Here is a 10,536-nt window from a genome sequence, read left to right as displayed (position 1 = left end):
AGGTAGCTTAATCGCTGTCTGCTTTACTCTGCCGCGTAGCGGCTTCGTTCAACAACGACTTTAACAAGATGGCTACCTGTATCCCCGTTAGAAATATGCCATGTAATCAATCCTGTTTCAGCATCGATTAACATGTTTTGTGGCGCATTATCCAAACGGAATGAAAGCTCATCCCCATCTAAATCTATAGCGGAGACCGTGTAGCTATACAGAGTATCTATGGTGCTTTCTGTAATTGGCGTCGACGTGATTTCAGGAGCGTAATTAGACGGAGCATCTAATCTCACAACAAAAAACTGACTGTCAAACTCCTTTTTATCATCAGTCGCAATCACCTCGATTGGAAACTCACCAAAAGAAGAAGCGGTTATGTTGGTTGTAACCCAAGAAATCTCCCCGGTGATTGGATTGATCATCATACCATTGGGTGACTGCGTCAATGAATACGTAATCGGATCCTGATCAGGGTCAGTTGCCACAACAACATATTGATATTCATCGGGCCAAGTAACTTGAGTGACAGGTGTTGACTCAATAAAAGGACGTTCATTGAAGCTTACTAAGGTGGACAAATCTCCTTTAAAGAGCTCCCCGCCCAAATGCATAGATCCAACCCATTGGTTCGCTATCACTGTTCCCATCAAATCGCCATGTGGTGCGGTAATATTTGCATTCGGCGCCAAGACATGACCTTCAATTCTTATTCCTGCAAAGTTCAGCTTACTGGAATCAGGAAAGTTAAAAAGTACTCTTTCTCTATGAACAGCAAGAGATGACATACTTTTACTCTGTACACTATTAAATTTCGTGCTATCCCCAAGCATATTAATGATAATGGTCGCTTCTGGAGGAAGGCAGCTAAACTCAAAAGTATGAGCGAATTGAAATTGTACACCATCAATATTAAAGACTTGAACCGGAGAAACACAATCACCTTCGAGGTATAACCCACCCCACTGATATTTTGACTCGCCTGTTACTTCAGCTTCAGCAAGTTGCTTTGATACTTCTTGATAGTATTCTTTCGACGAAGAAATAGAGTTTTCAAGAGCTATGTTTTCAATACTAACACCAACAGGAAAGCCGGTAATAACTGAGCTACTTACTCCGCTAGCGTCACCCTCAATACGAATCTTCCCTTTATAAAGCCGACCTAATCTAAAGTTAGCATCCCCTTCAACAAGTAAGCCAAAATCACTATAGTCTTGGGGTAAGCCAGAACCAATAGAATATCCACCTATATCAAGATTCCCACCTACAGCCAATCCCCTCTGACTATTACCCGACCCAGAGTTAAAGTCGTTAAATATATATCCACTAAAGTTAGTAGCAGGCCAAAGCAAATCATCTTTTCCAGCGTTAGTTGAATGAGATGTTACAAAAACTAATAATAGTAAGAGGAAATTCATCATCCTCATTAAAAAACCTTCCTTAGTTATTTCATGTCTATGACTATAAAGTTTAATATTTCATGTAGAGTTACATTTTCCTACCTGCGAAATGGTACATTAATCAGTCAACTTAATTATTCACAACATCTATATTTATCTACCAACGCAGCACTAACCTTGAATGATAAAAATATAAATTACTTTGTAATGTGTAAGCGCACCATAAACTCAAAGTAATTTGAGCAAACCAAAAAGCTAGAAACTCGCAAACATTTTAAGCATCGCTGAATACGCCCAGAACAACTGCCTGACTTTTTAGAACATTTAAACGCATGCGCAAGAGTTCAAACTAAAATCAAATTACTCATTCTGTGGTAATTGAACATGATGACAAGCCCAAATGAAGCAACTACAACTCGTTGGGCTGATATTGACTTAGAAAATCGAGAGTGAGCAATTCCAGCTGAAAATATGAAGCGTGCTTATCACATGCCGATCAAAATGAAGTAAGAGCAAATTACTTATTTAGAACAGCGTAAAGAGATTATGAGCTGGTGGAGTACATATATAGAAGAAGCGGCACAAGGCAGCTTCTTCATAAATAAAGAATAGTTTTTCATATCAGCTTGGAGAATGAAGTACTCAACGACCAATAACCAATCGCCGATTAAATTGTTTTTTGTTCCACGAGTAATTTACTGAAGATGGTATTTGAGTGCTTTCACCAGTAAAATTTTGTAAAGATGAGGAGTCTATTTTAAATCTATATGTTCAAAAACATAACGTCTAGAACGTTTTATTTTTTAAGAAATACGATCTGCTGCTGTCATATAGTCTCTAATCTTAAAATGGTTTTAGTATGACGCTGATCGTAAATCGCACTGCGGCTTTATGTTATTTTAACGACATGATAAAAATCATATTATTGCATATCTAAAATTGGGATTAAAAACATAATTTACAGCTAACCTAAGTACTAATACCAAAGATGAAAAATACTTAACTTTATTTAGAATAAGACCCCATGAATAATATAAATACATCAAACATTCTAAACTGGTATCAGCAGAGACATCCTGATTGGCAATTAGATAATAACAATGATCCAATTGCTAACGAAACCAAAAGAGCGATTGATGATTATAAAACACAAATCCTAATACCTATTGAACAATATTTTGGACTAACTACTATTACCTATGGCTTCACATCTTTTGAGCTATATAAAAAAGTACAAAAATCATCCCCTCAACATACCGCACCAACTTTAGATCAACACACAAGTCATGAAGTGAATAGTCGAGGAAATCTTATCTGCAAACGTGGTGGTTTAGCTTGTGATTTTATCGTCGAGGGATTTGAAGAAAACATGGGCATCATTGCAAAATATATCGTACAGAACTTACCTTTTGATCGTATTTACTTCTATGGCAATAATAAACCACTTCATGTCAGCATTGGTCCAGACAATAGTCAATTTATTCAATACATGTTGCCATCACCAAAAACAGGCTTACGTTATCCAGGAAAAAGATATAATAAAGATAACTACTTAACTGCAGAATTTAAGGATGAAAGATGAATGCAACGCTATTTAAAGAGCTCATATCACAACTAAAAGTAGGCAAACAATTGCCTGATGCAGTATATCTTCATAAAGATGCCCTTATTGAAGCATCTGAATCATTACTGAATTTTATTCCGGCCGTTGCTCAAGCTGTTAAAGTTAACGAATGGGATCTTGTGAAGCTTTATAAGAAAGAATTTCGACTATCGCTGTTAAGTTACCCTACTTTTTATTCAGAATCTTACCCCGCCCTGCAACAAAGTGTAAATATCGATTTAGTTAAGCTTACACATAAGGTAACCGATTACAGTAACTCCGATAACCCACCGATTCTGCACCGCAAAGAAAACATGATCACACCGAATAACCCACACTTTGAACATTTTAAAAATATTACCCAAGAAGGCGAAAATGCAGGATTATACGAAAATACTCGTATTATTGGTTTCAAACGTTCTTGGCACAATATTATAGAAAGGCACGGTTATGAGTTAGTAGACGGGAGATTATTCAGATCCTCTGCTATTAATCCATCAACTGACGATCCAACTATAGATAGACATAAAACAGCGATTGTACGGCACGACCTTTCAGCACCGATGAAAACGTTAGTTAAGAATGGTTATTTAAACGGTGAATATTCTATTTTTGACTATGGTTGCGGTCGAGGCGATGATCTCAGAGAGCTTGAAGCGCATGGGCTAGATGCTATAGGCTGGGACCCTAACTTTCAGCCAGATAACGATAAAACACCGTCTGATATTGTTAACTTAGGCTTTGTACTTAATGTTATTGAAGATCAAGATGAACGTTTAGAAGCATTACTTGGCGCTTGGGATTTAGCTACTAACTTACTTGTAGTATCTGTAATGCTTGCTAATGATAGCTACATTGCACAATTTAAATCATACAAAGATGGTGTTATTACTTCTCGTAATACATTCCAAAAATATTATGCTCAATCAGAAATCAAGGCATACATTGAACGGAATTTACAAGAAGAAGCAATAGCTGTTGCCCCCGGTATTTTTTATATCTTCAAAGATAAACTAGCAGAGCAAAGTTATCTTCAGCAAAAATATAAACGTCATCATACATGGCAACAACTCACATCTCCCCAACCAGTAGACGCTAAAGATAAAGCTAAATTACTCGTCGCGCAGCATCAACAGCTCTTTGATGATTTCTGGCATACCTGCTTAGAATTGGGGCGTATTCCAGCTAATGAAGAATTTGAACAATCTGGAAAAATCAGAGAACTCATTGGCTCACACAAAAAGGTATTCAATCTACTACAAGATATGTTTAACACTGAAGAGTTCGAACAAGCAGAAAAAAACCGCAAAGAGGATTTGTTACTCTACTTTGCAATGGGGTTATTTGAAAAGCGTAAACCTTACACACAACAATCTGAAGCATTAAAAAGAGATATCAAAGCACTGTTTGGTGAATACAATACCGCTATTAATCTAGCAACAGATCTTTTATTCGCGATTGCTGATACTGAATTGATCTACACCCAATGTGAAAAAGCACATAAAACTATGTCTGCTAGCTTATTAAACGACAGTCATTCTCTAATCTTTCATCGTGATTTTATTGATGAACTACCACTATTATTGCGTGTTTATGTTGGTGCAGCATTACAGATGTATGGTGAACTTGATGACGATATCGATCTAATTAAAATACATATTCGTTCAGGAAAGTTAACTCTTACCGCTTATGATGATTTTAATAAATCAGTGCCCTTTCTAGTTGAACGCATTAAGATAAAAATGGCAGAGCAAGATATCGACTTCTTTGATTATGTTGATGAGAGCCGTAGACCGCCTCTATTGAACAAACACCTCTACCTTTCACAACATAGTGAGGTATATAAAAAGCAACTTAGTTTTGATAAGCGGCTATCTAAACATCTAAACACGAGTGTAAGCAAAGAAACATTATTAACCAGATCTCAATACGATTTACTTCTTAAGCTGACTGGAAAGAAAATTATGGGCTATAAGCTCGCTCAGTTATAAGCGAGCTTAACTTAATATGATAAATATTTATTATTACCAATCATCAAAAATATTAGATACGTCATCAGTGCGATAACTTTCACTTACTAACTGCTCCAGAGATTGTACTGGTGAAGCGGAATCATAAACAGACTCAATAAACGATAACCCACCATTTGCATACTCTTCAAAAATACTAACAACCTGTTCAAAATAATCCTCACGCATCATTTCAATTTGATTGCTATGAGCAAGTGCCAATGCATACATAAACGGTATATCTTGATCCCAATCAAAAACGGATAATCTAATAGGCTCACCAGAATCAGTAAAAACTAGCTTTAGCTGCTTTTTAAAGCCCACAGATGCCGCAAATACCAAAGCATTAGCAAGAGTTGAAAAGATCTTATCCTCACGAACTAACTTATTTAGCAGAACATCATACAACTCAGGCCGTCTTACTCGAATAGAATCTAAATTTCTCATTGGATCATGACCTCTTCAATTATTGAGAACTCACCCAACTCTTCTGTATAACGCAAATAATCACTATGTTCAGAAAGCTTAGCTGCTGAAGAGTTTGTGTAATGAACTAATTTATAACAATAACCAACCTTATTTTCACATGCATTCTTTACATTGCCATTCCACTGGGAGTTTGAAACAAAAATAACAACTTGGTCAGCCAATGAGGATATATTCGCGGCAACCTTCAGTCGATAATCATCATCTAGCGCACCAAATGGTGAATCCATAACTAATGGATAAAGACCACCTTTGAAGAATTTACCTCCTAATGCATGTTTTTCTTTGGCTAGCGAAATAATACTACCGATAAATGATAAACTTGTTACTTGTTTTTCGCCTGTCGATTGTTCTTTTGCATCATAGACACCACTCACCGACTTTTTTTCTACTCTTAATAAAAAATCGTCATCAATATAAGCTCGCATATTTTTGCGAATAATACCGTCAAATGTATCGCTAACACGTTGCGAAAGGTTTTCTCTAACATTTTCAGTAAAAAATGAATTCAGCTTAACCAAAACTTCATGTACTTTTTCTGTCGATTCCAGACGTTTTTTGGAAAGGCTATAATTCTGAGCTTGTTTTTGAAATTTATTCCATCGTTTTTTCAACTCATCAAGTTCTTTAGTTATTATAGGAATATCATTATTAATTTTATCAATATTAATTAAATAAATGGTTCTTTTATTATCAAGTTCTCTCCGTTGTTGCTCATATTCTGAAACTTGAATATCTTGAGAGTTTTGAAGTTGTACTGAAATTTCTGAAAGCTCTATGCTATTTTCTGAGCGTCTTTTAGATAGCTCTTTATGGCGTTCAGTGAGAGATTTTGCCGAATCCGTATAATGTTTAATACTACTCTCAAAAGATCTCAAAAAGGCATCTACAGACATATAGGCGGCATCAAGATCATCATCTCCCGCTTTCTTCTTCGCTTTCTCTAACACTTTTTTACTTTCTTCATCAATCTGACGGCCACAAATACACTCACATTTAGCAATCAGATCATCAATGAAAGGAGCTCGAACTTTATAAGGTAAAATACCTTTTTTTCTATTCTCATCTACTAGCTTATGGCACTGTTCAATAATAGGCTTTGCTAACAGTACCGCTCGGTAGTTATCGAGAAGACATTTTCGATCTTGCATAACTGCATACAGATCTTGCTCAATTTGTTTATTTAACTCATCCAGTTCTTTACGGCGCCTTTGCATAAATTTGATTTCTTTAAATTCTTCAAGCTTTTTATCTACTTCCGCAATACGTGTTTCAACTAACCTCAGTGTTTGCTGCTCTCTTTTTTGTAATGCTTTTTTTTCATCTAGCTCACTTTCAAACAACTCTATACGTTTAACTAAATCCTGACTCTGAGTATCTTGTTGTTTTGCAACTTCTGCACGATAAATCTTAGATACTTTTTCTAAATGACGCTGCGCACGTTCAACTTGTTTAAGACCCATTAGTTTTTTTATAGCTTCTTTAATTTGAGAACTTTCATTTACTCCTGCTAATTTTTCAATTCGTTCACCATTAAAAAAGAAATAAGGTTGAAGCGTCTCTGGTAAAACTCGATTAATTTCTGACTTCGGAGCCGAAACGAGTTTAGCACTACCTGTTTCATCAATTTTTATGATCGAAAACTCAATAAAATTTAGGTTTTCAATACTCATATCGCCATTCTTTCGATATTTTGCAGTACGTGTCACCTCATAAGTACATCCTAACTCTTCGAAAACTACAGTTACCTTTAGTACAATATCTTGACCAATTTCAACGGATTGAATAGCTGATTCGTTGAGAATATTGTCAGTATTAGTATCAAAATCAGTCTTACCGTAAAAACACCATTTAAATGCATTCAGAAGTGATGTTTTCCCTGACCCATTAGCCCCATGAATAACGGTTACGTTCTTGTGTGAATCAACCGAAAAATTAATTTTTACTTCATTCCAAAACTGACGGAAATTAATTATAGAAATAGATTTCAATTTCATTGTGTTATCTTCCCCTCAATAATGAAGTAGATATCTTGAACTAGTGTTTTTTCTTCCGAGCTATTAGCTTTTAAATCAACTATATTTAACTTAGTTTGTTCTAAATTTAATACTGCTTGAAGTACATCTTGCTCTTCTTTAGTTAATACCTCTATAATTTCTTTTTGGGTCATTTTGCTAGTTCCACATCGTGAGTAAAAATAAGATCATCAAAGATTGCTATATTATCTTGTGCATTTATTGCTAATGAGTTGTACTCAATTCCTCGTCTCACTTCTTTTGCGACTAAGTAAGAATTAAATTCACCTGAGGGTGGCACCATAATAAAGTCATAAATATTAGCTACCTCTTTACCTACGCTACGCCGTAAAACACGACCTCTTCGTTGAATAAATTCTCTTGGATTTGAAGTCGATGTAAGTATAAACGCTTGCTTTGTCGCTGGAACATCAACCCCCTCATCTAAACATTTAATAGCAACAATCACTTCCAAATCAGTCACAGCAAATTGTTCAAGAATTTCGTGCCGCTCCATAACACTCTCGTCAGCTGTAAACTTACGGGCTTTAACTCCCAACTCAGTTCCAAGCATTTTTAAAACTTTTTCAATCTGACGAGAACCTTCATCATCACGATAAGAGCCACAGTAAACAAGAGTATGTTTAAGTTGATTATTCGCAACAAGCTTCTCAAGTTCTCTCCTCAAAATTACCAATTTGTTACTTGCACCACTTGTGATCAATTCAAGCTCAGATTCAGTTTTAATCAGAGATGTTTGCTCAGATTCTAGCTTAGACATGATGGTTTTATACTCATAAAACTCTTCATAATTAAATTCACAGATAAACGGGTAGTAATTATAATTAACGAGAAAACCTGCTTTTATGGCATCTTCTAAAGTGAATTCAAAAACAACCTTATCAAAATATTCGACTAAAGCTTTTGTGCCCAGAGGGTCGTTATATCTTTCAGGCGTAGCAGTTAAACCTAATCGGAAAACAGCATGTTTAGGAAGACTATTCAGATATGTTGACGAACCGAGATTATGAACCTCATCCGCGACCAACATTAAAGGGGTCTTAATCCCATTGATAACTCGTTGAAAGTTTTTCGAAGAAAGTGTCGCGTTGGTTACCATTACTGTAACGATACCTTCCCCATGTAAAGCTTGGTGTGAAAGACTTTCAGATAATTGCTCTCTCCAAACAGAGCTCGTCTCGTAACATTTAATAGCATCAAGCCCAAATATTTGGGCTTCTTCATGCCATTGGTCAAGAAGATGCTTTAATGGGAGTACAAAAACAATAGTAATAGGCTTATTTTGATCTTTAAGCTTAGTTATGACACGTTCTACTGCAGATAATGCCGTGATAGTTTTTCCTGAACCTGTTGCCATAACAAACATTCCCTTACCTCTATTTTTTCCCCAAGCATCAATGGCTTGCTGTTGATAAGGGCGAAGCGTTATTGGTGACCTAATTTTCACCAAGGGATATATTGCTTTGTAGTTAGAAGAATATTTATCAATATTTAATTTTAGAGCCTTAGTGGGTACAGTAACATCATAAAAAACATCTTCCTCGTTCCACAAACAATCAAAACGGTCTTGTATTATAATGATTCGCTGTTGATCTCTTTCTGAATCTTGCCGATAGATATCAATATATTCCCAATTATCCTTTGCATTTGCTGTAAAGTTAAATGATCCATTGAAAGCAAGCCTGTCACCATTCTTATCAATTGCAATACCTATTTTTGCATGGAACAAGTTAGCCCCCTTTCTTTTAGGTACAGCAATCTTGAACTCGCAGATACCAGCAGAAATAAGGTTACTGAGTACTTCTCGTTTATCAGGATTAATCTGAGTAAACTGTTCAAATAACAACTGTTCTATACAATTTAATCCGTTTTCGTTGAGTAATGGTTCACGTACTTTTAATATTACTTCCATATCCAACGGATCAAGCTGTGGAGACACAATAAAACGACAACGTCCACCATTTAAAGCAAGTTGATGCATTCCTCCAAGCACATCTTTTAACCATCCTGAAGTGAAAAATCCAACGGCAACATCAAACTGGCATGAACATGCTAATACCGGAGAAAAGAAATCCGCATTTGGATTTTGATAACCTGTTGTGATACTTAATGGTAAATCAACTGAATTCAATGTCATTTTAAAATCCCGTAAAATCTTCTATTAAATCATCTAATACTGAGTCAAGCGTTTCATCTAAAATGTCATATTTATGCTGAAATTTTAATTCTTGCTTATCTCGATTTTCAATCAAGATACCAGAATCTATAGCATATTTTTTTAAATCTCTAACAACAGTATTTGTCGGAATTCCTGAATTTCTATAAAGATTGCGAAGCAAAATTCTTTCATTATTTTCGATTCTCCCATCAGCTATAGCTAAACTCTTAGCGATTCTAATAATTTGTATTTTAACTTTATCGTTAAAATAATTAAAATCACCAATAAGTTCATCTTGGTTCATCTTTTGATATAAAAAATACACTGAGCGAATAAATAAAGCATATTTATCAGATTCAGAAAGGAAAGATAATGAATAAAGTAATTTTCGCAGAGCTATTAACTCAGAATCTCTAATTACTCCATCAGTTTTAATCATTAAAGCAGCAATACGAGCAGTTGTTATTGCTTGTTTAAAGTATCGGTTATTCCTATTTAGAGGCAAATGCTTCCTAAAAAAAACAAGTGGTTGCTCTATTAAACTTTTATCAAAACTAGCAACAGAATATCCTTTTGAGGACTTAACAATTTTAGGTAATATATCTAAATCTAATGCCTGAATTTCATCTAATAACATTTCTAATCCAAATGAAGTCAAAATATCTATATTATTATTTGTTTCAATATCAGACCAATATTTGACACAAAAACCAACTTTTTCAACTTCAGTTTTGATACTATTAAACGTAGTCATTCAAACCTCAGACTCTAAATTAATAAAATTATCAGGAACAAAAATATATTCTCATCATATGCTCCCTAATATTCATTTTTAGGAGATAGTATGCATTAT

At 35.1% G+C, this 10,536-nt stretch carries 8 protein-coding genes; 2 read left to right on the top strand and 6 right to left on the bottom strand.

Annotated elements, in window-relative coordinates:
- Positions 1-23: 23 nt before the first annotated feature.
- The gene (locus Q0V26_RS11525; protein WP_297481813.1) at positions 24-1,412 is read right to left on the bottom strand and encodes a choice-of-anchor A family protein; all 1,389 of its coding nucleotides are present in this window, start codon (positions 1,410-1,412) and stop codon (positions 24-26) included.
- A 1,003-nt stretch (positions 1,413-2,415) separates the two neighbouring features.
- On the opposite strand from Q0V26_RS11525, the gene Q0V26_RS11520 reads away from it, so the two are divergent.
- Together Q0V26_RS11520 and Q0V26_RS11515 are read left to right on the top strand one after the other, a co-directional pair.
- Positions 2,416-2,973 carry a hypothetical protein gene (locus tag Q0V26_RS11520; RefSeq protein ID WP_297481812.1) on the top strand — a complete coding sequence of 186 codons (558 nt, stop codon included), beginning with the start codon at positions 2,416-2,418 and terminating at the stop codon, positions 2,971-2,973.
- Complete coding sequence (locus Q0V26_RS11515; RefSeq protein WP_297481811.1) at positions 2,970-4,985, top strand: DNA phosphorothioation-associated putative methyltransferase; 2,016 nt, start codon at positions 2,970-2,972, stop codon at positions 4,983-4,985. Before Q0V26_RS11520 ends, Q0V26_RS11515 begins: the two co-directional genes overlap by 4 nt.
- A gap of 33 nt (positions 4,986-5,018) precedes the next feature.
- On the opposite strand, the gene Q0V26_RS11510 is transcribed toward Q0V26_RS11515, so the two are convergent.
- The 5 genes from Q0V26_RS11510 to Q0V26_RS11490 are packed head-to-tail and all read right to left on the bottom strand — an operon-like array spanning position 5,019 to position 10,437.
- The gene (locus Q0V26_RS11510) at positions 5,019-5,450 is read right to left on the bottom strand and encodes a DNA phosphorothioation-associated protein 4 (protein WP_297481810.1); all 432 of its coding nucleotides are present in this window, start codon (positions 5,448-5,450) and stop codon (positions 5,019-5,021) included.
- Positions 5,447-7,486, bottom strand: coding sequence for an AAA family ATPase (locus Q0V26_RS11505; protein ID WP_297481809.1), 2,040 nt, complete (start codon positions 7,484-7,486; stop codon positions 5,447-5,449). The genes Q0V26_RS11510 and Q0V26_RS11505 overlap by 4 nt, the downstream gene beginning before the upstream one ends.
- Positions 7,483-7,659 carry a hypothetical protein gene (locus Q0V26_RS11500; protein ID WP_297481808.1) on the bottom strand — a complete coding sequence of 59 codons (177 nt, stop codon included), beginning with the start codon at positions 7,657-7,659 and terminating at the stop codon, positions 7,483-7,485. The genes Q0V26_RS11505 and Q0V26_RS11500 overlap by 4 nt, the downstream gene beginning before the upstream one ends.
- On the bottom strand, positions 7,656-9,662 hold the full coding sequence (locus tag Q0V26_RS11495; RefSeq protein WP_297481807.1) for a DEAD/DEAH box helicase family protein: 2,007 nt from the start codon (positions 9,660-9,662) through the stop codon (positions 7,656-7,658). The genes Q0V26_RS11500 and Q0V26_RS11495 overlap by 4 nt, the downstream gene beginning before the upstream one ends.
- Position 9,663: 1 nt before the next feature.
- Entirely contained in the window at positions 9,664-10,437 is a 774-nt protein-coding gene (locus tag Q0V26_RS11490; RefSeq protein ID WP_297481806.1) for a TerB family tellurite resistance protein, read from the bottom strand.
- Between the last annotated feature and the right edge of the window lie 99 nt (positions 10,438-10,536).

The organism is uncultured Photobacterium sp., assembly GCF_947039875.1.
In the GTDB taxonomy this organism is placed as follows: domain Bacteria; phylum Pseudomonadota; class Gammaproteobacteria; order Enterobacterales; family Vibrionaceae; genus Photobacterium.
Note: the sequence above shows the minus strand (reverse complement) of the source record. Positions and strands in the feature narration are given on the sequence as shown.